General features: G+C 45.5%; 23 protein-coding genes. 16 read left to right on the forward strand and 7 right to left on the reverse strand.

Features of this window, described 5'->3' with window-relative positions; translation table 11 throughout:
* Positions 1 to 68: 68 nt before the first annotated feature.
* From xseA to dapA, 5 genes are all read left to right on the forward strand, one after another.
* The gene (gene xseA, locus ACFPFU_RS21320) at positions 69 to 1,406 is read left to right on the forward strand and encodes an exodeoxyribonuclease VII large subunit (RefSeq protein ID WP_377067932.1); all 1,338 of its coding nucleotides are present in this window, start codon (positions 69 to 71) and stop codon (positions 1,404 to 1,406) included.
* Entirely contained in the window at positions 1,396 to 1,584 is a 189-nt protein-coding gene (gene xseB, locus ACFPFU_RS21325) for an exodeoxyribonuclease VII small subunit (protein WP_377067934.1), read from the forward strand. Before xseA ends, xseB begins: the two co-directional genes overlap by 11 nt.
* A gap of 113 nt (positions 1,585 to 1,697) precedes the next feature.
* Positions 1,698 to 4,157, forward strand: a complete 2,460-nt coding sequence (gene ligA, locus ACFPFU_RS21330) for an NAD-dependent DNA ligase LigA (RefSeq protein ID WP_377067936.1) — start codon at positions 1,698 to 1,700, stop codon at positions 4,155 to 4,157.
* 50 nt (positions 4,158 to 4,207) lie between these two features.
* A complete protein-coding gene (locus ACFPFU_RS21335; RefSeq protein ID WP_377067938.1) occupies positions 4,208 to 4,699 on the forward strand; it encodes a DUF6913 domain-containing protein in 492 nt (163 codons plus the stop codon).
* 2 nt (positions 4,700 to 4,701) lie between these two features.
* Positions 4,702 to 5,592: a 4-hydroxy-tetrahydrodipicolinate synthase gene (dapA, locus tag ACFPFU_RS21340; RefSeq protein WP_377067940.1), complete on the forward strand. Its 891-nt coding sequence runs from the start codon at positions 4,702 to 4,704 to the stop codon at positions 5,590 to 5,592.
* A gap of 61 nt (positions 5,593 to 5,653) precedes the next feature.
* Here dapA and ACFPFU_RS21345 read toward each other — a convergent pair whose 3' ends face one another.
* On the reverse strand, positions 5,654 to 5,836 hold the full coding sequence (locus ACFPFU_RS21345) for a histone H1 (RefSeq protein WP_377067942.1): 183 nt from the start codon (positions 5,834 to 5,836) through the stop codon (positions 5,654 to 5,656).
* Positions 5,837 to 5,933: 97 nt separating this feature from the next.
* Positions 5,934 to 7,184: an aminotransferase class I/II-fold pyridoxal phosphate-dependent enzyme gene (locus ACFPFU_RS21350; RefSeq protein ID WP_377067944.1), complete on the reverse strand. Its 1,251-nt coding sequence runs from the start codon at positions 7,182 to 7,184 to the stop codon at positions 5,934 to 5,936.
* Between the two features lie 234 nt (positions 7,185 to 7,418).
* Here ACFPFU_RS21350 and ACFPFU_RS21355 point away from each other — a divergent pair, with 234 nt between their 5' ends.
* The 5 genes from ACFPFU_RS21355 to ACFPFU_RS21375 all read left to right on the forward strand — a co-directional run bounded on the left by ACFPFU_RS21355 (position 7,419) and on the right by ACFPFU_RS21375 (position 12,246).
* On the forward strand, positions 7,419 to 8,858 hold the full coding sequence (locus tag ACFPFU_RS21355; protein ID WP_377068000.1) for an acetyl-CoA carboxylase biotin carboxylase subunit: 1,440 nt from the start codon (positions 7,419 to 7,421) through the stop codon (positions 8,856 to 8,858).
* Complete coding sequence (locus tag ACFPFU_RS21360) at positions 8,851 to 10,146, forward strand: DUF1015 domain-containing protein (RefSeq protein ID WP_377067946.1); 1,296 nt, start codon at positions 8,851 to 8,853, stop codon at positions 10,144 to 10,146. Before ACFPFU_RS21355 ends, ACFPFU_RS21360 begins: the two co-directional genes overlap by 8 nt.
* Positions 10,143 to 10,721: a Maf family nucleotide pyrophosphatase gene (locus ACFPFU_RS21365; RefSeq protein ID WP_377067948.1), complete on the forward strand. Its 579-nt coding sequence runs from the start codon at positions 10,143 to 10,145 to the stop codon at positions 10,719 to 10,721. The genes ACFPFU_RS21360 and ACFPFU_RS21365 overlap by 4 nt, the downstream gene beginning before the upstream one ends.
* Before the next feature lie 113 nt (positions 10,722 to 10,834).
* On the forward strand, positions 10,835 to 10,957 hold the full coding sequence (locus ACFPFU_RS21370; protein WP_377067950.1) for a hypothetical protein: 123 nt from the start codon (positions 10,835 to 10,837) through the stop codon (positions 10,955 to 10,957).
* 344 nt (positions 10,958 to 11,301) lie between these two features.
* Positions 11,302 to 12,246, forward strand: a complete 945-nt coding sequence (locus ACFPFU_RS21375; RefSeq protein WP_377067952.1) for a DUF6544 family protein — start codon at positions 11,302 to 11,304, stop codon at positions 12,244 to 12,246.
* Between the two features lie 699 nt (positions 12,247 to 12,945).
* Here ACFPFU_RS21375 and ACFPFU_RS21380 read toward each other — a convergent pair.
* The 5 genes from ACFPFU_RS21380 to ACFPFU_RS21400 are packed head-to-tail and all read right to left on the reverse strand — an operon-like array spanning position 12,946 to position 17,426.
* Positions 12,946 to 14,244 carry a TRAP transporter large permease gene (locus ACFPFU_RS21380; protein WP_377067954.1) on the reverse strand — a complete coding sequence of 433 codons (1,299 nt, stop codon included), beginning with the start codon at positions 14,242 to 14,244 and terminating at the stop codon, positions 12,946 to 12,948.
* 8 nt (positions 14,245 to 14,252) lie between these two features.
* Positions 14,253 to 14,738 carry a TRAP transporter small permease gene (locus ACFPFU_RS21385; protein ID WP_377067956.1) on the reverse strand — a complete coding sequence of 162 codons (486 nt, stop codon included), beginning with the start codon at positions 14,736 to 14,738 and terminating at the stop codon, positions 14,253 to 14,255.
* A gap of 5 nt (positions 14,739 to 14,743) precedes the next feature.
* The gene (locus tag ACFPFU_RS21390) at positions 14,744 to 15,754 is read right to left on the reverse strand and encodes a TRAP transporter substrate-binding protein (protein WP_377067958.1); all 1,011 of its coding nucleotides are present in this window, start codon (positions 15,752 to 15,754) and stop codon (positions 14,744 to 14,746) included.
* A gap of 5 nt (positions 15,755 to 15,759) precedes the next feature.
* Positions 15,760 to 16,425 carry a bifunctional 4-hydroxy-2-oxoglutarate aldolase/2-dehydro-3-deoxy-phosphogluconate aldolase gene (locus tag ACFPFU_RS21395; RefSeq protein ID WP_377067960.1) on the reverse strand — a complete coding sequence of 222 codons (666 nt, stop codon included), beginning with the start codon at positions 16,423 to 16,425 and terminating at the stop codon, positions 15,760 to 15,762.
* A gap of 5 nt (positions 16,426 to 16,430) precedes the next feature.
* Positions 16,431 to 17,426: a PfkB family carbohydrate kinase gene (locus ACFPFU_RS21400; protein ID WP_377067962.1), complete on the reverse strand. Its 996-nt coding sequence runs from the start codon at positions 17,424 to 17,426 to the stop codon at positions 16,431 to 16,433.
* 134 nt (positions 17,427 to 17,560) lie between these two features.
* On the opposite strand from ACFPFU_RS21400, the gene ACFPFU_RS21405 reads away from it, so the two are divergent.
* The 6 genes from ACFPFU_RS21405 to ACFPFU_RS21430 all read left to right on the forward strand — a co-directional run bounded on the left by ACFPFU_RS21405 (position 17,561) and on the right by ACFPFU_RS21430 (position 25,253).
* Positions 17,561 to 19,207 (forward strand): UxaA family hydrolase, encoded by a 1,647-nt coding sequence (locus ACFPFU_RS21405; RefSeq protein ID WP_377067964.1) that lies wholly within the window; start codon positions 17,561 to 17,563, stop codon positions 19,205 to 19,207.
* A 32-nt stretch (positions 19,208 to 19,239) separates the two neighbouring features.
* A complete protein-coding gene (locus tag ACFPFU_RS21410; protein ID WP_377067966.1) occupies positions 19,240 to 20,055 on the forward strand; it encodes an SDR family oxidoreductase in 816 nt (271 codons plus the stop codon).
* Positions 20,052 to 21,239: a mannonate dehydratase gene (gene uxuA / locus ACFPFU_RS21415; RefSeq protein ID WP_377067968.1), complete on the forward strand. Its 1,188-nt coding sequence runs from the start codon at positions 20,052 to 20,054 to the stop codon at positions 21,237 to 21,239. Before ACFPFU_RS21410 ends, uxuA begins: the two co-directional genes overlap by 4 nt.
* Before the next feature lie 38 nt (positions 21,240 to 21,277).
* On the forward strand, positions 21,278 to 22,636 hold the full coding sequence (locus ACFPFU_RS21420) for a Gfo/Idh/MocA family protein (RefSeq protein ID WP_377067970.1): 1,359 nt from the start codon (positions 21,278 to 21,280) through the stop codon (positions 22,634 to 22,636).
* A 147-nt stretch (positions 22,637 to 22,783) separates the two neighbouring features.
* Positions 22,784 to 24,151: a Gfo/Idh/MocA family protein gene (locus ACFPFU_RS21425; RefSeq protein ID WP_377067972.1), complete on the forward strand. Its 1,368-nt coding sequence runs from the start codon at positions 22,784 to 22,786 to the stop codon at positions 24,149 to 24,151.
* A gap of 16 nt (positions 24,152 to 24,167) precedes the next feature.
* Complete coding sequence (locus tag ACFPFU_RS21430) at positions 24,168 to 25,253, forward strand: DUF6807 domain-containing protein (RefSeq protein ID WP_377067974.1); 1,086 nt, start codon at positions 24,168 to 24,170, stop codon at positions 25,251 to 25,253.
* The last annotated feature ends 284 nt before the right edge of the window (positions 25,254 to 25,537 follow it).

Raw genomic sequence — 25,537 nt, forward strand, 5'->3', positions numbered from 1 at the left:
GCATTGATGAATGCCGTTTTTTTTATTTAGTTTTTCTGTCCCTGTAAGCATTTTTGTTAATTTGCACCATGCAAAACCCGATAACACTTTTATCCCTGAATGAGCTTATCAAATCAACTTTGGACAGCAACTTGTCCCCTGCTTATTGGGTGATTGCTGAAATCAGCGAATTCAGGGACTCCATAAAGGGTCACGCTTACCTGGAACTGGTTGAAAAAACCGATGACAGGATCATGGCCAAAATGCGGGCCAATATATGGGCATATACCTACCAGACATTGCGCTGGAAGTTTGAGACCGTCACCGGCCAATCCTTGAAAAGCGGCATGAAAATCCTCGCCCTTGTCAATGTCCAGTTTCACGAAATTTATGGCATAAGCCTTATTATAAAAGACATCGACCCCAACTTTACCTTGGGCGAGCGAGCCAAACGAAAACAGGAAATCATAGATAGACTCCATAGCGAAGGCCTGATGACCCTGAACAAGCAGTTTGAGTTGCCAAGAGTACCTCAAAAGGTGGCCGTGATCAGTTCGGTAACAGCAGCCGGATACGGGGATTTTATTAACCAAGTGGAACACAATCATTATGGATACCAGGTTCATTGGAAACTTTACCAGGCCACCATGCAGGGAAATGACGCGCCCACTTCTGTAATGAATGCTATAGAGGCAGTGGAAGCGGATATGCCGGATGAAAAATTTGACCTTCTGGTCATTATCAGAGGCGGAGGGGCACAAACCGATCTGGATTGCTTTGATGATTATGAACTGGCCAGGACCATCGCCAATGCGGCCCTTCCCGTGGTTACAGGCATTGGTCACGAGCGGGATGAGTCTGTAGCGGATATTGTAGCCCATACCCAAATGAAAACCCCCACGGCAGTGGCAGAACTTATTCTTTCAGGCTTCAGGCAGTTTGAAGAAGACATCCATTTGCTCCTCAATAGAATTGAAAGGATCTGCAGGTTAACCTTTCAAAGTGAACATCAAAGGCTTTACGACAAAACCCACTTGATAAAAAACCTGCTGGCCTCCAAACTTAATGAAGCCGGCCAAAGACTTGACCGGCTTTCTCACCGGATCCTTCTCCATAGCAAACACAAGGTTTCCGTGAACAGGCTCCATCTTCAAAATATGGCCATCAGCCTCCGGAAAATTGCCATATCGTCTGTGCAAAGAGAAAAACAGCGTTTGGGTCAGTTGGAAAAGATTACTGAGAGACTGGATCCTGTTTATCTGTTACGTAGGGGCTACACCAAAACCGAAATCGACGGACTACCTATTAACAAGGTAGAGGCAAAAGTAGGAAAGCAGATGGTAACCTATAGTTGGGACAAAAAAATACATTCATCCATTACAGAAGTTGAAAATTATGACAAAAAAGAAGGAAATAATGAGTTATGACAAGGCCTTGAGGCGAATTGAGGAAATCGTCGCCCAGTTGGAAGAAGATGATAAAGGTATCGATGAACTGGCTGTTTTGGTCCAGGAGGCCAGCCTGCTTATAAAAAGCTGCAAGCAAAAATTAAGGATGACGGAAGAAGAAATCTCAAAAGCATTTACTGATGAAGGCGCCGAATAATGACCGTCATATTTCCTGGAATATGTTTTTTTTGACAGCTTGAAAAAAATACTGCTTCATAATTTCCCCAAAAATAGTACATTTGGTTAGAAGAACCCCTTTTCCTTTTTTACATGGATAACTTATCAAGAGAAGAGGCAAAGAAAAGAATTGCCGACCTTACCCAACAAATCAATTACTATAATTACCTCTATTACCAAGAGGATACTTCTGAAATCAGTGACTTTGAGTTCGACCAGCTGTTGGAAGAATTGATATCCCTGGAACAGCATTATCCCGAGTTTTTGTCAGAGGACAGTCCTTCCCAACGTGTCGGGGGCACCGTCACAAAGATTTTTGAAACCGCAGAGCATTCTGTGAGAATGCTTTCCTTGGGAAATACTTATTCAGAGGAGGAGTTAAAAGCTTTTGATGAAAGGGTAGCCAAAGGGCTCGGTCACCGGAATTACAGTTATTTCTGTGAGCTGAAGTTTGACGGGGTGGCCATCAGCCTTGTTTATGAAAACGGAAAGCTTGTCAGGGCGGTGACCCGGGGCGATGGGTATAGAGGAGACGTGGTGACAGAAAATGTAAAAACCATCCGGAATATTCCCCTATCGGTAACCGGAAAGGACATACCGGAACATTTTGAAGTACGGGGGGAAGTGTTCTTACCAAGAAAGGAATTTGATAAAATCAATAAACAGCGGCTGGAAAATGGGGACCCTCCTCTGGCTAATCCGAGAAATGCGGCTTCCGGCACTTTAAAAATGCAGGATTCCACCATCGTGGCCAAAAGAAGGCTTAACTGCTATTTTTATCAACTGCTGGGGAGCGATATCGGCGTCAGTAAACAGTATGAGGCCATTTCCCGCTTGGAAAAATGGGGATTTAATGTTTCTCCCACTTATAAGAAATGTCGGGATATTACTGCTGTTTTGGCTTATATAGACGAATGGAGAGAGAAGCGATTCAGGATGCCGGTGGATACAGATGGTGTGGTTTTGAAGGTCAATGATTATGAACAGCAGGATGAGTTGGGTTATACTGCCAAAATCCCAAGGTGGGCCATTGCTTACAAGTACCAAGCTGAAAGTGCCATGACGGGGCTTTTATCCATCACTTACCAGGTGGGGCGAACCGGAGCCATTACTCCTGTAGCCAACCTCTCTCCGGTAAGTCTGGCAGGAACTACGGTAAAAAGAGCTTCTCTGCACAATGCCAATGAAATTGAAAGGTTGGACATCCATGAAGGGGATCAGGTACTGGTAGAAAAGGGTGGCGAAATCATCCCTAAAATAACCAGTGTGGTTTTGGATGAGAGGAAAGCAGGAAGCAAGCCCATCACGTATATCACCCACTGCCCGGAATGCGGCACGCTGCTGGAGCGCAAAGAAGGCGAGGCAAAACATTTTTGTCCCAATGCAGACCAATGCCCACCTCAGGTATTGGGCAGGATCGAACATTTTGTATCGAAGAGAGCTTTGGATATTGATTCATTGGGTACAGAAAGGATACGGGCCCTCATTAACCATGGCTATGTAAGCACGGCCGCCGACCTCTATGATTTACCTCAAAGAGAAGCGGACCTGCTGGGATTGGAAGTTACCGACGATCAATATACCAGGTGCAGCGAAGGTTTCCTTTTCATTTTATTAAAAAAGGCACTTTATGCGCTCACAGAGGGCATTTCCCAAAAAGAAATTGAAAATTTTCTGGAAGCGCATGAGGAAGTGGCACAAATGGACAAACTCCACCGCTTTCAGGATTTCATTCAGGAATCAGGAAAAAAAGTTCGTGAAAACCAAAAGCGGGTTGAAATATTCGTTAGCATACTGAAAGAAAGTGCATTTGATGCCATAGAGGACTATGTTCCGGTTCCCGTTGTTTTCGCAGCCATGGGGGCCGTTGAAGAGACTTTAACGGATGAATTGAAAAACATTTTCCGGAGCAAGAATACCGTACATGATATCCTGGTAAACAGTGGGTTAAAATTTGAAGATGAGTTCATCAACAAAGCCAAAAAGCTGAAAGGCAGCACGTTTCAGGCCGGGGTGATAAAAAACATGATGGATGGGATCGAAGCCTCCAAAAACCAGCCCTTCCCCAAGGTTCTGTTTGCCCTGGGAATCAGGAACATCGGGGAAAACACGGCTTTATTACTGGCCGACCACTTCAAAACCATTGACAGGCTCAGGTTGGCCTCCGATGAAGAACTACTCGAAATAAACGGTGTCGGTGAAACTTTGGTAAGCAGCATCAAACAATATTTTTCTCAAAAGCAAAACCTGGAAATCATCGATCGCTTGAAATCCCACGGCCTTCAGTTTGAAACAAAAGATGAACCAAAAACCCTGGAAAGCACAAAACTTGAGGGCAAGAAAATACTGGCATCAGGCAAACTCAATCATTTTAAGCGGGATGAAATCATTGATTTTGTGCAGTCTCATGGAGGCATATATTCCAAATCCGTATCAAAAAACTTGGATTTCATCATCGAAGGCGAGGATATGGGGCCTTCCAAGAAGGAAAAAGCGCAAAAATTAGGTATAAAGCTCATATCTGAAAAAGAGTTTCTTCAAATGATTTCCTGAAAACAAATAATGCCGGATGCCATTATTCCCAAAAAACAAGCTGAAAATAAATGAAATGGATTAAGGAATACTTTATTAAGAGGACCTTAAACAAAAAAAGGGAAACACCTGCCAAAAGAGCTTTGACACAATTCCAACATATAAAAACCATCTGTGTTCTTGCAGAAACAAAAAATGAAATTCACGAAATCAACGAAGCAATTACTTCCTACATGGGAGAAAGTGTGCTTGTTTCCAGTTGGTACTTCGACAAAACAGCAAATGATGAACAAGCCATATCGGACAAGGATTTCACTTTGTTTGGCGAACCGGGAGAAAAATTAAACCAATTTCTTTCCCTTAGCCCAGATTTGATTATTTTTACTTTTGAAAAACAGAATTACTTTGCCCTGTACTTATTGCATCTTAAGCCGGAACCATACCGTATAGGGTTTTATAGTGAGGAGCTGAAACCTTATCTGGACCTGATGTTAGATAAAGAAGGCAAGGATACCAGGTCAGATACAGAACAATTATTGAAATACTTAAAGCAGATCAACTGAAAATGAAAAAATTCAAAGGAGCCGGTGTTGCGTTGGTTACTCCTTTTCAGGAAAGCGGTTCCGTAGATTACCCTGCTTTGGAAAGGGTCATTGAGCATGTCATTCAAGGTGGGGTCAATTACCTGGTCGTTCAGGGAACTACCGGTGAAACCGCCGTTTTGACCAAAGAAGAAAAGAAAGAAGTCCTGGCTTTCGTAAAAAAAACAAACAAAGGCAGGCTGCCGATAGTATTCGGCATAGGAGGAAACAACACCCAAGAAGTAATAGATACAATTCACCAAACGGATTTTACCGGTGTGGAAGGTATACTTTCTGTCAGTCCTTATTACAATAAACCGAGCCAGGGAGGGATCATCGCCCATTATGAGGCCATAGCGGATGTTTGTCCTGTTCCGGTGATTCTTTATAATGTACCTGGAAGGACAATGTCCAACATGCTTGCCGAAACAACACTGGAACTGGCCAAGCATCCCAATATCATAGGGATGAAAGAAGCGAGCGGAAATCTGGAACAATGTATGCAGATCGCCCATCGCAAACCAGACGATTTTCTGCTGATATCAGGAGATGATCTGATGACCACAGCCATGAGGGCCATTGGCGCGGAAGGGGTGATTTCCGTGATCGCCAACGCCTATCCCCGGATCATGGCATCTATCATCAACGGTACCGACACAGAGTCCAGAAACAGCACGTTCAGTTTGTTGGAAATCAATCCCCTGATGTATGAAGAAAGCAACCCCGTAGGGGTCAAATTTCTAATGAGCTACATGGGGTTGTGTAGAGAACAAGTGCGGCTGCCATTAATGAATGCTTCCGCATCTCTTAAAAACAGAATAATTGCAGCTGCTGAAAAAATCCCGTCACAGCTGTATTCTGCCCATATGGGGTGAGTCAATCGAATTTGTATGAGAAAGAGAAAAAAGGGAAAAGCCGCGGCTTTTCCCTTTTTTCTTACTTGGACTCAGCATTTTTGATATCCTGAACTTCTTTTCTGATATCTTGAGCCAAGTTTTTCAATTCCTGCATGCCTTTTCTAACCCTGGTTCCAGCTGCCTGATTGTTTTTGTCGTAGAATTTTTCAAAATCAGCTTCAAGTGACATGATAAGGTCTTTGATTTCACTAAATCTGTTCATAATTAAAAGTTAATTTGGTTGATGATAAGATTAATTTTTGATTCAATATAGTTAAAATGTTTAAAATAATACAGTTTGGCCGCTTTTTTTAAGACTTTTATTCCCCAAAGGAAGTGGCCAACTCGGTTGTCTTATAATATCCGCTCACTAATTTATCTTTTATGGCTTCAAACGCCGAGATAGTCTGTCTTACATCCTCCAAAGTATGTACTGCCGTAGGTATAAGCCGGAGAATAATCATCCCTTTGGGAACCACAGGATAGATGACCACAGAACAGAAAATATTGTAATTTTCCCTCAGGTCTTTACTGAGTGTAGCCGCCTCCCCTACTGTTCCGTTCAACACCACCGGCGTCACCGGAGAGGTCGTGGTCCCAATGCTGAACCCTTTTTCCTTTAACCCGTTTTGCAGGGCGTTGACCACATTCCAAAGGTTGTCTTTCAGTTCCGGCCTGGTCCTGAGCATTTCCAACCTCTTTAAGCCACCTTCCACCATGATCATGGGAAGCGACTTGGCAAAAATCTGTGATCTCATGTTATATTTCAAATAATGAACCACTTTGGCGTTGCCTGCAATAAACGCGCCAATGCTGGCCATTGATTTGGCAAAGGTAGAAAAATACAGATCAACTTGATCCTGAACCCCTTGTGCCTCTCCTGTGCCCGCTCCGGTTTTACCCATAGTACCAAAGCCGTGGGCATCGTCCACCAGGAGTCTGAATTCATGTTTCTTCTTTAATTTTACGATTTCCCTGAGATTGCCCATATTTCCGGTCATCCCAAAAACCCCTTCAGTGATCACCAAAATACCCCCGCCGGTCTCTTTGGTGATTCTTTCAGCCCGTTGAAGTTGCTTTTCCAGACTCTCCATATCATTATGGGGATAAACGAAGCGCTTACCGATATGCATCCTGAGCGCATCAATGATACAGGCATGACATTCCCCGTCATAGACAATTACATCCTTCCTGTCAACAAGCGAATCAATGACACTCATCACCCCTTGATAGCCGTAATTCAACAAGTAGGCTTTTTCTTTGCCTACAAAATCTGCAAGCTCCTGCTCAAGCTTCTCGTGCAGATCTGTATTGCCTGACATCATTCTTGCTCCCATTGGATAGGCTGCACCCCACCTTTTGGCAGCTTCTTCATCTGCTTGTCTGATTTCGGGATGGTTGGCCAAACCCAGATAGTTGTTAAGACTCCAGGTCAACACTTCTTTCCCTTTAAATCTCATCCGGGGAGCAATCTCTCCCTCCAGCTTTGGAAACATAAAATACCCTTCTGACAACTCTGAATGCTTACCTAAAGGGCCGAGATTTGTGTTTAGTTTGTCGAATATATCCAATGTCTTTAAACTTTACTGTTAAACAACAATCTGTTATAGCTTTATTTAAAACCCCCAAAACTAATATTTTTTAGACGCTATCGCAAAAATCCGCCTACTTTTCAGTTTTTCTTTCATTAGTTCAGTATTATTTGTTTAATTCGTAACAAGTCATTCGTCGTTTTTGTAAATATCCCCGCTGTGAAAATCAATAAAATTTTAGTGGCTAACCGTGGAGAAATCAGTCTCCGCGTCATGCGTACAGCCAGGGAAATGGGAATAAGCACCGTTGCCGTCTATAGTGAAGCCGATGTATATGCCCCCCATGTTCGGTTTGCTGATGAAGCTGTCTGTATCGGTCCGGCTCCTTCAAGCCAGTCCTATTTGAATATGGACAAGATCATTGAGACAGCGTTGGAGCTAGGGGCTGATGCTATCCATCCCGGCTATGGGTTCCTTTCGGAAAATGCCCTTTTTGCAGAAAAAGTGAAGCAGGCGGGATTGGTCTTTATTGGCCCTTCTCCCCAATCCATAGCCATCATGGGAAGCAAGCTTGAGGCTAAAAAAGCAGCAGCCCAATATGGAATTCCACTGGTGCCCGGTACGGAAAAGGCCGTAACAGACCTGGACGAGGCCAAAATAATCGCAGGAAAGACCGGATATCCCATACTGATAAAAGCAAGTGCCGGGGGAGGTGGAAAAGGCATGAGAATCGTCGAAGACGAATCGCAATTAGAAGAACAGATGCAGCGGGCCATGGGGGAAGCAAGATCCGCCTTTGGTGATGCATCTGTATTCATCGAAAAATACATTCTCTCCCCAAAACATATTGAAGTACAGGTGCTTGGAGACCACCATGGAAATGTCGTTCACCTTTTTGAAAGGGAATGTTCCATTCAGAGGAGACACCAAAAGGTAATAGAAGAAGCTCCGTCTCCCGTAATTGATGACGGATTGAGAAAAAAAATGGGAGAATCCGCCATTAAGGCAGCCAAGGCATGCGGATATTACGGGGCGGGCACAGTGGAATTCATCGTTGATGAAAGGCTGAACTTTTATTTTCTGGAAATGAATACCAGATTGCAGGTTGAGCATCCTGTAACAGAGATGATTACCGGCGTTGATCTGGTACGCGAACAAATTAGAATTGCAGAAGGCCAGCCGCTTTCCTTCGCCCAGAAAGACCTCTCCATAAGGGGACATGCCATAGAAATAAGGGTATACGCTGAAGATCCTGAAAACAATTTTCTGCCGGATACCGGCAAACTCCAAACCTACATTCCCCCCAAAGGTCCCGGTGTCAGGGTGGATGATGGATATGAAGAGGGGATGGAAATCCCCATCCATTATGATCCGATGGTAGCAAAACTCATCGTCCACGCCTTCGACCGGAACGCCGCCATCAGGAGGATGCAGAGAGCCATCGATGAGTACCATATTTCCGGAATAAAAAACACCTTGGCATTTTGCCGCATGGTGATTGGCCATCCTGAATTCCAATCGGGGAAATTCAATACCCATTTTGTGGATGTGCATTTCAGTCCAAAAATACTCGAAAACAGGTTTACGGGAGAGGAAATGGAGATACTGGCGGCGTTTGGTGCCGTTGAATATCAACAAGTCAACCCCAGCAATGCTCCTTATAGAAATATCAGAAAAAAATCTGATTGGAAAAAAAGAAAGTACAATGGCTGAAATATTACCATTTAGAGGATGGCGGTACCATGAAAGGTTCCAAAAAAACATGGAAAGCCTTCTATCCCCACTTTTTGACGTGGTATCTTTATCCCAAAGACGCAAACTTTATCAAAATCCTTTTAACAGCATCCATCTTTCAGTTCCCGATGGCTCGGACGCGGGAGACCTGATACGCAGGACCCTTGGAAAATGGAAATCCAGCCAAACGATTATCCAGGACCCTGTGCCTGGCTTTTATGTCTATTATCAATATTTTAAGCTCCCGGGAGCTGGGAAAACCATTTGCAGAAAGGGATTTGTCGCACATATACGGTTGTACGACTGGGAAGATAAGGTGATTCTGAGACACGAGAACACCATTCAGAATGCCTTGGATGACCGAAAAAACATTCTTGAAAAGTCCTGTTTCCAGGCCAGCCCAACCTTTGGTCTGTATTTGGATGATGAAAATGAAATCAGCGGATTCCTGGATGATGCCATCGCTGACCCTATTTACGATGTAGAAGATTACCAAGGAGTAAGAGAAGTTATGGGGCTTATTCACGATGCCAAAGTGATCCGAAAAATCATTCGATATATTAAAGGAAAGCAGATCATTCTTGCCGATGGGCACCATCGGTATGGCAGTGCGTTGGCCCACAAGAAGGCCAAGAGGCAACAAAACGAAAATTACAGTGGAAAAGAAGGGTTTAATTATCACCTCATGCATCTGTGCAGTGCCAAATCCGAGGGAATAAGAATATTGCCTACTCACAGGTTAGTCCGAAAATTGGGGATTTCTGATCAGGAAATACTTAACACGGCAAACAGGTACTTTCAGATCAAAGAAGTGGATGAAGCCCACGAACTTGAGGATTGCGTACAAAACAAACGCCATACCTTTGGTTTGATATTTAAAAACCGTGCATACAGGTTAGTGTTTTTACCGGAGATCCTCCATCACGAACATTCAACCCCTGAGGTGATTAAAAATGTAGATGTAAATATTCTACACCTTTATTTTATAGACAAAGTTTTGGGTATCCCGATGGATAAGCAATTTACCTCCCCATTGATCGAATATGAAAGAAATACCAACAGATGCCTCTCAGAAGTTAAAGAAGGCGATGCCCAACTGGCCGTGTTGGTAGGAGAAATCCCTATGGAACAAGTTATTAAGGTGTGCAAAAGCGGTCACACTTTGCCTCCTAAGTCTACTTATTTTTACCCAAAATTGGTGACCGGATTGGTCTTTTCCTCCATCAATGAATCGGACTTTGAATTTCCTTATGAAGTATTCCAATGATACTGACGAAACATAAAAACATCATCCTGGCCTCAAAATCTCCCAGGAGACAGGAATTACTAACAGGACTGGGTTTAAAATACACGGTAAAAACCATGCATACTGATGAACATTATCCTGAAGACATGCCATGTGGAAAAATAGCCAGCTATTTGGCCGAAAAAAAGGCAGATGCGTTAAAACACCTTATCGGACCGGAAGATATTTTAATTACCGCCGATACCGTTGTGATTGTGGATGGAAAAATACTGAATAAGCCTGCTGATCACCATGAAGCAAAAAGAATGTTGCGGCAGTTATCTTCCAAAAAGCATGAAGTCATGACGGGAGTATGTTTAATGGATGCCTTCAAAAAAAATGTTTTTGACGACATCACCGACGTATACTTTAATCATCTGGAAGAAGAGGAAATAGATTATTATGTGGAGAATTATAAACCTATGGACAAAGCGGGAGCATATGGCATACAGGAATGGATAGGCTATATAGGGGTTGAGAAAATTGAAGGCTCATATTATAATGTAATGGGGCTTCCTGTCCATAAACTTTACCGGTTTCTCAAAGACATGTTGTAACATGACAAAAAGTCACCTCGTATGCCAAGTGGTATTTAAATTGCTGAATTTTTTTTTGGGATATTTTGGGAAATCCCCCTTTTTATTCATCCACATAAAAAATCAAATGGCTTATGGAAAAACTTGCGTTGATTATGTCATTGAGCGCTGCAGCGGCCTGTCTGGTGTTTTTTCTTCTCTATTTTCTTTCCGAATATAAAGGGAAAAACGGGCGTAAGCCAGATAGCTTAGTTTGACGTCATTGATAGTTTTTTCACACAGATTATAGGGCCGTCATTTTCAATTTTCCTCCCACAAATATGTGCCTTGAGAAGGGCGATTTGGGGAAGGCAAAATAAAATTTGCCAACATAAATCGTCAATTGGTTATGATTGCTGTTACTGAAAAGCAGCGGTAAATGGTATTAATTTGCCTGAGATCAAAACCGTTGTAAACCATGGCATTCGCCTTTATCATTATCATCCTTATTCACGCATTGATTCATTTTATTGGCGCCCTACATGCATTTGGGTCAATAAATCTGCCTGATCTTAGCCTTCCGCTGTCAAAAACCCATGGGGTTTTATGGCTTGCAACCAGTATGATATTACTGCTAACCTGTTTTTTGTATTTCCTGAAGTATGAATATTGGTGGCTTTTTGCCTTGGCTGGAGTGGGTGCTTCTCAGACACTGATTTTGACACAATGGCCCGCTGCCAAGTATGGCACTATCCCCACTTTGATTATTCTATTCGTTGCCGTCGTGAGCATCGCAGATCACTTCTTCGAAAAATCAAATTCGAGAATACGGGATAGGATGACTACTTTCATTCCCGCTGATTCCGTGCAATTAGTAACCGAAGAGGATATAAAAAACCTACCGGACCCTGTCCTACGATGGCTGAGGCTTTCAGGGGCTGTAGGCAAACCTTATATTCAATCTGTTGAAATGAAACAGAAGTATGAGATAAAATTAAGGGAAGATCAAACAAAATGGTTTAGCGCCAGAGCCACCCAATATTCCACCATACAGCCGCCGGCGTTTTTGTGGTCTTTGGAAATGAGGGTGCTTCTCTTTCTCCCTGTTAAAGGGAGGGATTCCTTTCAGGGTGGCGAAGGGTCCATGATGTTCAAAATGTTTTCGCTTGTTCCCATCGCCAGGGCTACTCCGGACACCGAGATCAACCAAAGTGCTTTGCAGCGTTTTTTGGGAGAAATCGCCTGGTATCCTTCCGCCGCCCTGTGCCCGGAAATCTCCTGGGAGCCGGTTGATGACGTCAGTGCAAAAGCGACCATGGAATTCCAGGGGACCAAAGGCAGTGGCGTGTTTCATTTTGATCCCCTTGGAAACCTAAAAAAATTCACAGCGCTCCGCTACATGGATGCCGGTGATAAATTTGTTTTGAGAGAATGGCAGGTAGAGGTAATTGACACCAAAGAATTTGACGGCATCATCATTCCCAGCAAATGCCGTGCTACATGGAAAATGGATGATGGGGATTGGAACTGGGCGAATTTTGAAGTGCTTGAAGCAAAGTATCATTGATAAAAGCGAACACCCTATTATTAATGTGAGTTCGGAGTAAGAACATCTAAAAAAGCCGTCAATGTCGCTGCGGGGCTTAACATTCAGAAAATGCCCCAATCGGGATGACGGTTCCTCCATGCGCAGCCGGTATGGCTGTCCAAAATCACCAAAATCATTGTTTTTCAACCAGTTGAATAACAGCCTATTGCACAACATGTCATCGGTAAGAGTTTATCCCCGCCAACCGGGAAGGCAGTCTCCTCTTGTATGCAACCGTCAAGGGATCGCTTCGGCGCAGACAGCGATACAATAAACCTGACGACCGGGTACTGCTCCTCGCGATGACGGGAAAACCCGCCCGTCATTGCTTCTCCGCCGCGGCGGAGAAGCAATCCCTTCACCCTTCCTTTATGAGATCGCTTCGTCGCGGGCAAGGTCTCCATCAATTAAACCGAAAGGTTGCCGCTTCTCGCGATGACGAAAAAGTTCGTCACTACGAGCCCTTTTAGGAGAACGGTAGGCTTGAAAAGGGTGCGATAGTCTCCTTTCGTAAGGGGATTGCCGCGGCCCCACCCCACAGACCACTCCTGACGCCTCGGAATAGCCCGTCCCGGACACTTTCGGGAACGGCTTTTTTACAAAAACGTCCCCGAACTCACGTTAATGAACTTAAAAATTCCCTGAGCACATTACTCAGGGAATATATACTTCAAAGTGTCAGAGTCCGAACAAGGAAGGCAGCCATAAGGTAAGTTGCGGCCATAAGGTGATGATCAAAAGCCCGATAATCATCGTAATGAAAAAAGGCAACAAAGGAATAAACACCTTAGCGATACTTGTCCTGGCCACGCCTACGCCCACAAACAACACGGAACCAACCGGAGGGGTACAGACGCCTATACAAAGATTCAGCACCATCATAATCCCAAAATGCACAGGATCAATTCCCATAGCTACAACAGCCGGAAGGAATATCGGCGTAAAAATCAGCACCGCCGGGGTCATATCCATAAACACCCCAACAAATAGCAGGATCAGGTTAATGATGATCAAAATAACAAACTTATTGTCGCTCATGGCCAACAAGGTAGCACTGATGGACTGAGGAATGTCCTCACTGGACATGGCCCAGGACATGCTCATGGATGTCGCTATCAAAAGCATCACGATTGCGGTTGTTTCCGAGGATTTCAATAGAATACCCGGGATATCTTTCAGTTTGATTTCCCTGTAAATAAACGAGAGTACAATGGTATAAACCACCGCAATGGCGGAAGCCTCAGTAGCGGTAAATATTCCCACAACTATCCCTCCTATAACCACTACAAGCAACATAAGACTTGGAAGTGCATCCAGAAATCTTGTAAACAGCTCTTTGACAGAAGTGGGCTCGCCTGCTTTCAGATTGTTTTTCTTGATAAAAAAACCGGCGGTGAGCATCAACAACAGACCTATCAATAATCCGGGAATATACCCGGCCACAAAAAGCGCGGCAATAGACACCCCCCCGCTGGCCAAAGAATAAACGATGAGCACGTTGGATGGGGGGATGATCAATCCGGTTGTGGAAGAAGTGATGTTTACGGAGGCCCCTAACTCCTTTGGATAGCCTTCTTTTTCCATCCTGGGTCCCAATATACCGCCTATGGCCGAGGCTGCCGCTACCGCAGATCCGGCGATGGCTCCGAAAAGCATTGCCGCGATCACATTTACATACAACAAGCCCCCCGGCAACCTTCCGGTGATGGCCTTTGCAAGATCTATTAGCCGGTTGGCAATCCCCCCTTTGTTCATGATTTCACCGGCAAGGATAAAAAACGGAATGGCCAATAAAGCAAAACTGTCCAACCCTGTACCCATTCTTTGGGCAATGGTGGTGGCTGATGGAATTGTCGCAATGGTAACCGTGAGGGTCAGGAAACTGGACAACCCTAAGCTCCATGCCACCGGTACGCCAATTCCCATCAATAAAATAAAACTTACTACAAGTATAATTACACTTAAATATTCTTCCATCTTACGGTTTAATTTTGGGCTAAAGGTTTGTTTAGGATTTTTAGGATATCAACGATCTGGTAAAAAAGCACCAAAAGGCCACTGACCGGGATGATCAGGTAGACATATGCCAAAGGAACCTGAAGCGTCGCGGACTTCTGCTCCAGTACATAGGTAATATAAACCAGGTTGCCTCCTCCCAGAATCATTACCGGCACCACAAACAGCATAATGACGGAATTGATGACGACCATTAAACGCTGTTTGGCCGGCCCGTAAAGTTTGGCCGGCAAAATGTCAATGGCCAAATGGTTGTTTTGCCCGGCCACATAGGCAGCCCCCAGCATGCCTAACCATATCAAAAGATAACGGGACAACTCATCCGTAAATGAACTTGGGGATTGGATGACATACCTTGAAAATACCTGCCAGGTCACATTGATCACCATGACGGCCATGATGATCATCAGCATGACGGCAACTATTTTGTCTAATTTTAGCTTGAAAACATGCATGATCGTCAATAGTTTTTAATTTCCTGAATCAAAGCGTACATCACCGGATCAGAGGTTTTCAATGCCTCATACACCTTCTCCGCTTCCTTTTCAAAAGGCGTTTTATCCGGATAGGATACCTGCACCCCGGCTTCTTGCAAAATCCGCATGGATTCCTCTACAGATTCCTCCCATAATTGGTATTGGTGCACCGCGGATTCGTCAGCGGCTTCCTGAAGCCATTGCCTTTCCTGATCGGATAACCGCTCCCAGACTTTCGTGCTCACAATCATCATATCCGGTACCGCGGTATGCTCGTTCAATGAATAAAACTTACAGACTTCATAATGCCTGGAGGTCAAAAGACTCGGGGGATTGTTTTCCGCTCCATCCACAATGCCCTGTTGCAAAGCCGTATACAGTTCTCCAAAAGACACGGGAGTGGGTGATCCGCCAAAACTCTGAATCAGCCTGACCGCTGTGGGGCTTTCCATCACCCTGATTTTGAGTCCCTGGATGTCCTCCGGTTTTTCTACCGGCTTACTTTTGGTGTAAAAGCTCCGTTTTCCCGCATCATAATAACACAGGCCCTTCAGCCAATATTTTTCGCCGGCATCCAGCAAATCCTTTCCGATGGGCCCTTTTAATACCCGGTCTCGGTGCTCATCATCCCTAAAAAGATAGGGTTGACCCAGGACTTTGATTTCCGGAGCAAAGCCCTCCATCGCCGCAGTGGAGACTTTCGTCATGGCAAGGCTACCAATCTGAAGCAGTTCCACCAATTCCCTCTCCGATCCCAACTGCTGGTTGGGATACACCTGGATGATCATTTCCCCGTCTGACTTCTCTTGCACACGTTCCGCCATATAAATCATGGCCGCATGTACCGGATGGCTGGTGTCCAGGCCATGCCCTAACTTTAATATCCTTACGCCCCCCGGTTTTGAGCAAGCACTTGCACAAAGCAATAGGATGGATAAGCTAATGAAGGTGATAAAGTTTAACTTAGGTTTACTGTTCATTGAAAATTCGGTCATACGGGTTATGCGTTTTTGATATGGTTGATGATGCCCAAGGCTTCCCTGATTTTGTGTTCCAATTCCTCAAATTGCCTTTCCTGAATCCATGATTTTTTAAACAGCTGGGATCCCATTCCCACACAGACCACCCCCGCATCAAACCATTTCGAAAGGTTTTCCTCTGTAGGTTCCACTCCGCCTGTGGGCATGAATTTGATATCAGGAAAGACGGCTCTGACGGCGGAAATAAAACCGGGGCCGAGCACATTGCCCGGAAAAGCTTTGACCACCTCTGCCCCCAGTTCCCGTGCATTGTGGATTTCAGTCGCCGTGCCGCAGCCAGGAACCCATAAAACGTCTTTGCCATTGCAAAAAGCAGCCACGGAAGGAGAGAAAACCGGCGAAACAATAAAATCCGCTCCGGCATCCAGAAAAGTTCTGGCTTCCTCCACGCTGAAAATGGTACCTATGCCTAAGATGAGTCTATCAAACTTTCCTGCAAACTTGGCCAGTTCTCTGAAAACGTCCAATGAATGTGCCCCCCTATTGGTAAATTCAAATACCCTTATACCTGCCTTATACGAGGCTTCCAGTACATGTTTGGCAATATCGATATCAGCATGATTAAAAACAGGGATCATACCTGTCTGCTCCATAGAGGAGATGATAACTTCTTTTGTAAATCTCATAATATTTATCTCAATAATTTTCCTACATTTTCACCTCTTACCAATTGATCCACTTCATCCTCCGACACAAAATTCACATCACCGGGAATAGAGTGTTTTAATACAGAAGCCGCTACGGCAAACTCCAGTGCTTCATTGTCTTCTTTGGACAAAAGTCCATGGATCAAACCCGCCATAAAAGCGTCTCCGCCCCCTACCCTGTCGACGATCCGGGGCATGTCATATTCGATCGACTCCAACAGCTCCCTCCCGTTCCAAAGCTGCCCTTTAAGGGTGTTATGGGAAGAACTGATGGAACCCCTCTCCGTTGTTGCTATTTTTTCAACCGATGGATAGGCTTCTCTGGCTTTCTCACAGGCCACTATATAATCCGACTCATGGATATCCATACAATTGGCAAAATCTGTCAGGCCCGCGATGACCACATGGGTATAGCCTATCAATTCCGGCAAAATATCCAGCGGGGATTGGCCATATTGCCAAAGGTTTCTCCTATAATTGATGTCTCCGCTGACTTTCACCCCATGTTTGTTAGCTGCTTTTAAAATGTCCAGGCATAATGCCGCAGCCGATGCAGAAATAGCCGGTGTAATACCTGTCCAATGAAACCAATCCACTCCCTCAAACACCTGTTCCCAATCTTTTTCCCTGCCGGTGTAATGGGAAAACACAGAATCAAAACGGTCATAGATGATTTTAGATGCGCGCTGCATGGCTCCGTTTTCCAGAAAATAAAGCCCCATCCGTCCCGGACCCAGAAAAACATGGGAAGTATCCACCCCTGTGGACCTTAGGTACCGAATGGCGGCTTTTCCCATATCATTGTCGGGAAATGCGCAGATGTGGGACACCTCATGGTGCCATTGGGCCAGTGATACCGCTACATTCGCTTCTGCCCCGCCAAACTGGATATCATAGTTTCTCGCCTGGACGAAACGCTCGTGATCAGGTGTGGAAAACCTCATCATCACTTCCCCCAGTGTAATAATACGTTTACGCATTGATTCCTATGGATATATTTTTCTTTCAGCCAAAATTAATGGGGATTTAAAAAAAAAGAAGCCCATCGGCCTTATTTCTTTCAATTTATTTATAAATTGTGCAATCGATTGCTCAAGATAATGAAATATTTGAAATGTTGCACAAAGTTTTGAAAATTCATCCTGCTGACAATGTGTTGGTAGCCCTCACAGATCTGAACAGTGGGGAAAAAATAGCTTTTGAAGGAGAGGTAATCTCCCTGAAGACACAGGTAGCTGCCAAGCACAAATTCACCGTTAGCGAATTAAATCCGGGTGACCATATATATATGTATGGCATTATTGTGGGCAAGGCCATGAAACCGATAGCAAAAGGGGAAGCCATTACCACCGAAAACACCGCGCACCAAACCTCAGCTTACACCGGAAAGAGAAAAAAATATACCTGGAGCCCTCCTGACGTCAGCAACTGGCAAGACCGGGTTTTTATGGGTTATCACCGCAGCGACGGCCAGGTGGGGACAGCCAATTACTGGTTGGTAGTGCCTTTGGTTTTCTGTGAAAACCGGAATATCGAAATCATGAAGCAGGCGTTTTCTGAAGAACTCGGCTTCTCAAAACCCAACCCTTATAAAGCATTTGTAAGCCAGATGAAACAGTTCTATCTGGAAGGGAATAATGACGCTATCCAAGGTCTCAGCATCCAAACCATAGAGCAGGAAGAAGATAACCGGATATTTAAAAACATCGACGGAATTAAATTCCTCACCCATAACGGGGGGTGTGGCGGTATCAGACAAGATTCCGAAGCCTTGTGCGCCCTCATCGCAGGATACATCAACAATCCCAATGTGGCTGGGGCCACCATCCTGAGTCTGGGATGCCAAAACGCCCAGCCGGCCATTTTACGGGAAAAACTTGCTGCGATTGATCCGGACTACAAAAAGCCTGTCATTTTGCTGGAGCAGCAAAAAGAGGGAACGGAAACCAGATTGCTTACCTCGGCTATCCAAAAAACATTTCTCGCTTTGGCGGAGGCTGACCAGATAGAAAGAAAGCCCGCGCCATTGAGCAAACTCACTGTCGGTCTGGAATGTGGTGGATCGGACGGGTTTTCCGGGATCTCCGCCAACCCCGTTTTAGGCCATGTATCCGATCTGTTGGCGGCGTTGGGAGGTAAAACCATTCTTTCTGAATTTCCTGAGCTTTGCGGGGTGGAACAAGAACTGATCAACCGTTGCACCACCGATGAAAATGCGGAAAAATTCGTAAAACTTATGCGTGCCTATGCAGCCTCCGCAGAAGCGGTGGGGTCGGGTTTTGATATGAATCCCAGTCCCGGCAACATCAAGGACGGATTGATTACAGATGCGATAAAATCTGCCGGAGCGGCCAAAAAAGGAGGAACCTCGCCTATCGTGGATGTTTTGGATTATACAGAACTCGCCACCAAACCTGGGCTGAATTTGCTCTGTTCTCCCGGCAACGACGTGGAAAGTACCACGGCTATGGCCGGTTCCGGTGCCAACATTATTTTATTTACCACCGGCTTGGGTACTCCTACCGGTAATCCCGTCACACCGGTGATCAAAGTAGCCTCTAATCATAAATTGGCAAAACGGATGTCCGATATCATTGATTTGGATACCGGAAGTGTCATTTCCGGTGAAAAAACCATAGGACAGGTCGGTGATGAACTCCTGAACTTCATCATTGAAGTGGCCAGTGGAAACGCCAAAGCCAAAGCAGTATTGTTAAATCAGGATGATTTTATACCTTGGAAACGGGGAGTTTCCTTATAATTTTACAGTAAGTTTATCAAAAACCATATAGAATGTCCCAATTATTTTCGGTTAAAAACAAAGTTATCATTGTTAGCGGTGCCACGGGTGTACTGGGCAAGGCGATATCTACACACTTGGCACGGGAAGGTGCCCAATTAATCATTTTAGGCAGGAATACGGAGAAAGTCAATCAGCTGGTCGATGAGATAAAAGATGAAGGAGCGCTGGCTTTTCCCGCTGTGGCGGATGTCACCGACGAAAAAAACCTGCTGGAAATCAAAAATATTCTTGAGAAGGAATTTGATCGGATAGACGGTCTTATCAACGCCGCCGGCGGCAACATGCCCGGGGCGGTGGTCATGCCTGATCAGTTTGTAACGGATTTGTCCGGCGAAGCGGTCAAAAAAATCATGGATCTCAATTACATGGGTACCTTTTTGCCTACCAAGGTTTTCTTGCCGCTGATGACCAAAACCAAAAAAGCCAGCATCATCAATATCTCCTCCATGGCCGCCAGCAGACCGATGACCAGGGTGATGGGGTATGCGTCTGCCAAAGCCGCCGTCGATAACATGACCAAATGGATGGCGGTGGAATTTGCCAAAAAATACGGGGAAGGGTTAAGGGTAAATGCCGTTGCTCCGGGTTTCTTTCTGACGGAACAAAACCGGACGCTTTTGACCAATCAAGATGGGAGTCTTACCGAAAGGGGCAACCTGATCATCACCCACACGCCCATGGCGAGGTTCGGTCAGCCCGATGAGCTCTTTGGAGCGGTACAATGGCTCTGCAGCGAAGCGTCAAAATTTGTCACAGGAACCATTATTGAAGTAGACGGTGGATTTAACGCATTTTCAGGAGTATGAGTAAGCAAGCAATAACGATGGAACAGACCATGAGATGGTACGGTCCAAAAGATCCCGTAAGTCTGGCAGATATCAGGCAGGCTGGGGCTACAGGAATTGTGACCGCCCTTCATGATATTCCCAACGGAGAAATATGGACCAGAGAAGCCATAAAGGAGCGGAAAGACATGATTGAGAAAGCTGGGCTTACTTGGTCGGTAGTAGAAAGTGTACCTGTCCATGAAAGTATAAAAACAAGAAAGGGAGAGTTTAAAAAACACATTGCCAATTATCAGGAAAGTATAAGAAATCTAGCCGCTGAAGGCATAAACACAGTTTGCTATAATTTCATGCCTATACTGGATTGGACCAGAACCAACCTGGCTTATCCCCTTCCCACCGGTGCCAAGGCCCTCAGGTTTGAAATGAAAGCACTGGCAGCCTTTGATGCATATATCCTTCAACGCCCGGGAGCGGATCAGGATTATCCTGGGGATATCCTTCAAAAGGGAAGAAAGCTTGCCGAACAACTTTCTGACGAAGAAAGGAACAAACTTGTCAGTACCATTATCGCAGGTCTTCCCGGAGCAGAGGAAGGGTATACCCTGGAAGATTTCCAGAACGCCCTCAACACTTATGATGGAATAGACGCTGCAACACTGGGAAAAAACCTGAACCTGTTTTTGGATGAAGTGGTGCCTGTCGCCGAGGAAAACCAGGTATATCTATGCATCCATCCCGATGATCCACCTTACCCTATCTTTGGCCTGCCACGCGTGGTAAGTACCGCCAAGGATTATGACCGCATACTCCAAAACAACAACAGTCCTTACAATGGGTTCACTTTCTGTACAGGCTCCCTGGGTGTAAGACCTGATAATGACCTGCCGTCAATGGTGAAAAAATATGGAGAACATATCCATTTTATTCACCTCAGAAGTACTCAACGTGATGAAGAAGGGAATTTCTATGAAGCCAACCACCTGGAAGGAGATGTCCCTATGGCGGATGTGGTAGAGGAAATCCTTCGATTGCAACAAAAAACAAAAAGATCATTACCCATGCGGCCTGACCATGGCCATCAGATGTTGGATGACCTTTCCAAAGTTACCAATCCGGGTTACTCAGCCATTGGACGGCTGAGGGGACTCGCAGAACTAAGAGGGCTTGAATTGGGGATAGCTAGAAGCCTGAATTACAATTAATAATCAAAAAAATCACATAATTAATTAACCCAATAATAATGAAAAATGAAAGCAACAGCAGACGGGATTTTATTAAAAAGTCTGCCCTGTCAACAGTAGGATTGTCTGCATTGGGTGCAGTGGGATTTTCCGCTAAAAGTTACGGGAAAATTCTGGGGGCCAATGATAGGCTTAATATCGCCATTGCTGGCCTTGGAAGGCGTTTGGGCGCGTTTTATACCCCTATAGGCCTGAAAAGCAGCAATGTAAACCTGGTTTATCTTTGTGATGCCATGAAATCCCAAAGGGAAAAGGCCGCGAAAAACTTTGAGAAACATATTGATTACACGCCAAAGCTGGAAAACAGTATCCTAAAAGTCATTGAGGACAAAGAAGTGGATGCGCTGATCAATGCGACCCCGGATCACTGGCACGCTCCCGGTACCTGGTTGGCTTTGGAGGCGGGCAAACATGTCTATGTGGAGAAACCCTGTAGCCACAACCCCTATGAAGGCGAGCTGTTGGTTGCCTATCAAAAAAAATACAACAAAATCGTGCAGATGGGGAATCAGCAGCGTTCTGCCCCCGAAAGTATTGAAATAATCAAAGAAATTCATAACGGCGTCATAGGCAATGTCTATAAAGCGACTGCTTTTTATAACTCTGCCCGCGGGGAAGTGCCGGTACCCCAAAAGGCCACCCCGCCGGAAGGACTGGACTGGGAATTATTCCAGGGCCCCGCACCGAGAAGGGAATACACCCATGACACATGGAATTACAACTGGCATTGGTACGGATGGGATTACGGCACAGCGGAAACCGGCAATAATGCCACACATGAACTTGATGTGGCCAGATGGGCCCTGCAAGTGGATTTTCCTGAGAAAGTAATCGTGGACTCCGGCAAATACCACTGGCCAAATGATGGCTGGACCATGTATGATACCATGGATGCCGTTTTTAAATTTTCGGACAACAGGACCATACAATGGGATGGAAAGAGCCGCAACGGTCACAATACTTATGGCCCGGGAAGAGGGACCATCATTTACGGAACAGATGGATCTGTATATGTGGACAGAGGAGGCTACAAGCTTTTTGACCGGAACGGAAAGGTCGTAAAGACCAACGATTCCGGAAGCGATGAAGCCGGCACCCAACTGGGTGGTGGCGGAGGAATGTCTACCCGGCACGTGGTCAATTTCTTTGAAGCCATTAGAGGAAAAGAAGAGCAAAACAGCCCGATCGATGAAGGCGCTAAAAGCACTTTGCTCTGCCACCTTGCCAATATTGCATCCCGCACAGGAGAAGTGCTTGAGTGTGATCCATCCAATGGTCATATTAAGAACAGCAAAAAGGCCCAACGTCTTTGGTCCAGAGAATATGAAAAAGGATGGGAGCCCAAGTTAAAAGTCTGAGCAACCCGTTCTTGATCTAACAATATTATTCATTTCCAGAGATATGAATGGTATGAATTAAACCACCCACCGTAATATCCTTGGGGGAATTCCCCTAAGGATATTTTATTATCACCATGCATTTATTCTGGAACAAACCCAAATACCATGAAACAAGCTAAAGACTCGCGCAGATCATTCATCAAAAAATCCACGCTGGCAACAGCAGGAATTGCCGGACTGGGAGCCGTGGGATTCTCCGCAAAAAGTTACGGGAGAATCATTGGGGCCAATGACCGGGTAAATGTAGGCATTGTCGGCTTTTCCAACCGGTGCAGAGGTTCACTCATTCCAGCCATGTTAAAGCATGCCGGAGAACTTAACTTTGAATTTACCGCCGTCTCCGATATCTGGAGCAGAAGAAGGGAAGAAGGAGCGGCCTACGTAAAGGAAAAATCCGGCAAAACGATTGCCCAAACCAGAAACAACGAAGAACTATACGATCGCAAGGATGTGGACGCCGTCATCATCAGTACGGCGGATTTCCAACATGCCTTACACACCAAAGAAGCCGTGGAAGCCGGTAGAGATGCCTACGTGGAAAAACCCTTTGCTGAAACCATGGAAGACAACCGGGCCGCCAGGGAAGCCGTGGAAAGGACGGGCAAGATTGTCCAAATAGGTTCCCAAAGAAGGAGCGGCGCCAATTATCATGCAGCAAACGACTTTATCCGTTCCGGAAAATTCGGGGATATTGTTATGGTGGAAATGACCTGGAATGTCAATCAGCCCGGCAGGTGGAGAAGACCGGATGAGGTATCCCGGATCAGGGAAGAGGATACCGATTGGAAAAGGTACTTGATGAACAGGCCCTACGAACCATGGGATGCCAGAAAATACCTGGAGTTCCGCTTATTCTGGCCATACTCTTCCGGCATTCCGGGCCAATGGATGGCGCACCAGATCGATACCGTTCACTGGTTTACCGGACTCAGTCACCCGAGAAGCGTGGCTGCCAACGGCGGCATCTACCTATGGGATGATGGAAGAACCAACTTTGACACCATGACCGCGGTCTTTGACTACGGCCCAACAGATGATAAAAGCAAGGGATTCCAGGTGATTTACTCCTCGAGGTTTACAAATTCGGCGGGAGGAACAAAAGAAATCTATTATTCCAATGGAGGAGAGTTGAATCTGGATACCAATAAAATCACCCCTAACGGTGGCTTGGGCAAAAGACATGCGGAAGCCATGGGAATGGAAGAAAACCTCCTGGAAGAGCAATCCCTCTCAGAGATGGCAAAAGTGGAAACAGGGGCGGACACAGGTTTGGACGACCTTACCTCAGCCCATATGAGAAACTGGATGAATTGTGTCAGAAGCAGAAAGCAGCCCAACGCCAACGTGATGGCCGGATACAACCATTCCATCGCCAATATCATGACCACCGCTGCCCTGCGTACCGGCAAGTTTGTGACTTTTGATGAAAAACGGCAGGAGGTCCTGGCCGGTGGAGAAGTGTTTAAATATTGATTTAAAAACGAAATTTATGATGAATACTAGAAGAGACCTCACTTTTATTATGGGCCTTTCCCTTTTTATGCAGATTGGGGCGGCCTGCACTTCGGAAAACAAGGAATCCATGAATAACGAAGAGACCTTAGAAGAACACGTTCGGCTGGAACGGAATGATGCCGAACGCAAGGTAGATGTGTATGTTGATGGCAGTCATTTTACCTCATATATCTATCCTGAAAATATCGAAAAGCCCGTGTTATATCCTATCAAAACGGCGAATGGAACGTATATCACCAGAGGCTTTCCGTTGAATAACCGCTCCGGGGAAAGGATCGATCACCCCCATCATATTGGCTTGTGGCTTAATTATGGAGATGTGAACGGTCTGGATTTTTGGAACAATTCATCCGCCATCCCGGCGGATAAAAAAGACAGGTATGGCACCATCATCCATCAAAGCATTGAATCCGTGGATAGCGGAGATAAGGGAGAACTTGTAGTTACCGCGGACTGGGTGGATCATGAGGGTTCGGTGTTATTAAAGGAAAAAACAAAGTTTGTCTTTTGGGGAGAAGGCGAGAAACGGATAATTGACCGGATCACCCAATTAAGTGCATTGGATAAGGAAATTCTGTTCAAGGATAATAAAGAGGGCATGTTGGGCATAAGAATGGCAAGGGAGCTGGAACATCCCTCCAACAAGCCTGAAAAGTTCACGGATGCCCAGGGGAACCCGACAGATGTCCCCAGTATGAACAATGAAGGTGTGACCGGGCTTTATCGAAGCAGCGAAGGGCTGGAAGGCGACGACGTATGGGGCACCCGGGGCAAATGGATGAACCTGTCCGGTACCATCAATAACGAGGACATTTCCGTGGCCATTATAGACCATCCGGATAATGTAGGCTATCCTACTTACTGGCATGCAAGGGGTTATGGTTTATATGCCGCCAATCCCCTGGGCCAGAAAGCCATGAGTGAGGGAAAAGAAGAGCTGAACCACAAGCTCAACGCCGGCGAGTCCATGACCTTCCGGCACCGGATCGTTGTTTACTCCGGTGAAAAAGCCACCGATGATACCCTCAATAAAGAATTTGACAGGTTTACAAGACCTTAAATAAATAAACCACCCCTTTTGATTTAAAAGCCCGGCATATGATCCCGCCGGGCTTTTTGCTTTTTGGCATTTCGACAACTGTTCCTTGCTCGACGTTCGATATTGTAGCCAGCCGAAGTTTTGTCCACGAATCCCGGAGCTAGTCCGGGACAGGTCTGCGCTGATTTCCACGGATTTTTTTTAGTCTGAGTCCGGGGACATTATTGAGGAGTCTATACAAGGGCAAAATCCGCGTAGCGGGTGAAAATATTGTACCCGGGGATGGCAATCCCCGGACCCTATGA

This window comes from Negadavirga shengliensis (assembly GCF_042652345.1).
Classification (GTDB): Bacteria; Bacteroidota; Bacteroidia; order Cytophagales; family Cyclobacteriaceae; genus Negadavirga; species Negadavirga shengliensis.

Bases quoted from the DNA above. Each gene is read 5' to 3' on its own strand.
- xseA (WP_377067932.1), top strand. From the start codon at position 69: ATGCAAAACCCGATAACACTTTTATCCCTGAATGAGCTTATCAAATCA.
- xseB (WP_377067934.1), top strand. From the start codon at position 1,396: ATGAGTTATGACAAGGCCTTGAGGCGAATTGAGGAAATCGTCGCCCAG.
- ligA (WP_377067936.1), top strand. From the start codon at position 1,698: ATGGATAACTTATCAAGAGAAGAGGCAAAGAAAAGAATTGCCGACCTT.
- ACFPFU_RS21335 (WP_377067938.1), top strand. From the start codon at position 4,208: ATGAAATGGATTAAGGAATACTTTATTAAGAGGACCTTAAACAAAAAA.
- dapA (WP_377067940.1), top strand. From the start codon at position 4,702: ATGAAAAAATTCAAAGGAGCCGGTGTTGCGTTGGTTACTCCTTTTCAG.
- ACFPFU_RS21345 (WP_377067942.1), bottom strand. From the start codon at position 5,836: ATGAACAGATTTAGTGAAATCAAAGACCTTATCATGTCACTTGAAGCT.
- ACFPFU_RS21355 (WP_377068000.1), top strand. From the start codon at position 7,419: ATGCGTACAGCCAGGGAAATGGGAATAAGCACCGTTGCCGTCTATAGT.
- ACFPFU_RS21360 (WP_377067946.1), top strand. From the start codon at position 8,851: ATGGCTGAAATATTACCATTTAGAGGATGGCGGTACCATGAAAGGTTC.
- ACFPFU_RS21365 (WP_377067948.1), top strand. From the start codon at position 10,143: ATGATACTGACGAAACATAAAAACATCATCCTGGCCTCAAAATCTCCC.
- ACFPFU_RS21370 (WP_377067950.1), top strand. From the start codon at position 10,835: ATGGAAAAACTTGCGTTGATTATGTCATTGAGCGCTGCAGCGGCCTGT.
- ACFPFU_RS21375 (WP_377067952.1), top strand. From the start codon at position 11,302: ATGATATTACTGCTAACCTGTTTTTTGTATTTCCTGAAGTATGAATAT.
- ACFPFU_RS21380 (WP_377067954.1), bottom strand. From the start codon at position 14,244: ATGGAAGAATATTTAAGTGTAATTATACTTGTAGTAAGTTTTATTTTA.
- ACFPFU_RS21385 (WP_377067956.1), bottom strand. From the start codon at position 14,738: ATGCATGTTTTCAAGCTAAAATTAGACAAAATAGTTGCCGTCATGCTG.
- ACFPFU_RS21390 (WP_377067958.1), bottom strand. From the start codon at position 15,754: ATGACCGAATTTTCAATGAACAGTAAACCTAAGTTAAACTTTATCACC.
- ACFPFU_RS21395 (WP_377067960.1), bottom strand. From the start codon at position 16,425: ATGAGATTTACAAAAGAAGTTATCATCTCCTCTATGGAGCAGACAGGT.
- ACFPFU_RS21400 (WP_377067962.1), bottom strand. From the start codon at position 17,426: ATGCGTAAACGTATTATTACACTGGGGGAAGTGATGATGAGGTTTTCC.
- ACFPFU_RS21405 (WP_377067964.1), top strand. From the start codon at position 17,561: ATGTTGCACAAAGTTTTGAAAATTCATCCTGCTGACAATGTGTTGGTA.
- ACFPFU_RS21410 (WP_377067966.1), top strand. From the start codon at position 19,240: ATGTCCCAATTATTTTCGGTTAAAAACAAAGTTATCATTGTTAGCGGT.
- uxuA (WP_377067968.1), top strand. From the start codon at position 20,052: ATGAGTAAGCAAGCAATAACGATGGAACAGACCATGAGATGGTACGGT.
- ACFPFU_RS21420 (WP_377067970.1), top strand. From the start codon at position 21,278: ATGAAAAATGAAAGCAACAGCAGACGGGATTTTATTAAAAAGTCTGCC.
- ACFPFU_RS21425 (WP_377067972.1), top strand. From the start codon at position 22,784: ATGAAACAAGCTAAAGACTCGCGCAGATCATTCATCAAAAAATCCACG.
- ACFPFU_RS21430 (WP_377067974.1), top strand. From the start codon at position 24,168: ATGATGAATACTAGAAGAGACCTCACTTTTATTATGGGCCTTTCCCTT.